Below are 1,421 nucleotides of genomic sequence, written 5' to 3' on the forward strand. Positions count from 1 at the left end.
CTTTGATCGCCGGTCGTGGGACCGGCGGGAAAGGGGCCTGTGATGAGCATGCCGACTGAGACAATGGAAACCATGACGGCAAGGACGGCCGCCGGCAAGGAAGCCGGGGCGAGGACAAAAGGACGCAGGGAGTCGCGGACGCCCACGGTCGAGCGCGAGCTCGCGTTGGAGATGATCCGCCGGGCCAGGGAGCAGGGCCTGGAGCTGACCGGCCCGGACGGCCTGCTGAAGCAGTTCACCAGGACCGTGCTGGAGACCGCGCTGGACGAGGAGATGACCGAGCACCTCGGGCGCGCCAGACACGAGAAAAGCGCGAGTGGACGGTCCGCGAACACGCGCAACGGCACCGGCGTGAAGACCGTCGTGACCGACGCGGTCGGCCCCGTCACCATCGAGGTGCCGCGCGACCGTGACGGCTCGTTCGAGCCCGTCATCGTCAGGAAGCGGCAGCGCCGCCTGAACGACGTGGACGAGGTCGTGCTCTCCCTGTACGCCAAGGGACTGACCACCGGAGAGATCAGCGCCCATTTCAGCCAGATCTACGGCGCGTCCGTCTCCCGGGAGACCGTCAGCCGGATCACCGAGAGGGTGGTCGCGGAGACGGACGAGTGGTCGACGCGCCCCCTGGACCGGGTGTACGCGGCCGTGTTCATCGACGCGATCCACGTCAAGGTGCGTGACGGGCAGGTCGCCAACCGCGCGTTCTACGCCGCGATCGGCGTGGACCTGGAGGGCGACAGGGACGTGCTGGGCATCTGGGGCTCGCCCGCCGCCGAGGGCGCGAGGCACTGGCTCTCGGTGCTCACCGAGCTGAAGAACCGCGGGGTGGAGGACGTGTTCTTCCTGGTCTGCGACGGGCTGAGGGGCCTGCCCGACGCCGTGGGCGTGGTCTGGTCGAGGGCGGTGGTGCAGACCTGCATCATCCACCTGCTGCGCAACACGTACCGGTACGCGTCGAAGAACGACTGGAGGGCCATCGGACGCGACCTCGTCCCGATCTACACGGCCGTCAACGAGACGGCGGCCGTGGCCGCGCGTGACGAGATGCCGGCAGATGGGCCGAGAAGTATCCCGCGATCCGCGGCCTGTGGTCGGACGCGTGGGACCGGTTCGTACCGTTCCTCGACTACGACGTCGAGATCCGCCGTGTCATCTGCTCGACGAACGCGATCGAGAGCCCCGACGCGAGATTCCGCCGCTCGGTCAGGGCGCGCGGCCATTTCCCCGACGAGCGGGCCGCCCTGAAGTGTCTGTACCTGACCGTCAGGTCATTGGACCCGACCGGCAGGGGTCAGGTACGATGGACGGCAAGGTGGAAACCCGCGTTGAACGCATTCGCCATCACCTTCGCCGACCGCTGGCCGGATGACAGGAACTGACAAACGAAAAACCACCAGTTACACACTTAAAGAGACAGTCCC

At 67.4% G+C, this 1,421-nt stretch carries 1 pseudogene; it reads left to right on the top strand.

Features of this window, described 5'->3' with window-relative positions:
• Positions 1-171 precede the first annotated feature (171 nt).
• Positions 172-1,379, top strand: a pseudogene (locus CSQ87_RS10625) (IS256 family transposase).
• Positions 1,380-1,421: the final 42 nt, after the last annotated feature.

The organism is Bifidobacterium simiarum (assembly GCF_002802905.1).
Classification (GTDB): domain Bacteria; phylum Actinomycetota; class Actinomycetes; order Actinomycetales; family Bifidobacteriaceae; genus Galliscardovia; species Galliscardovia simiarum.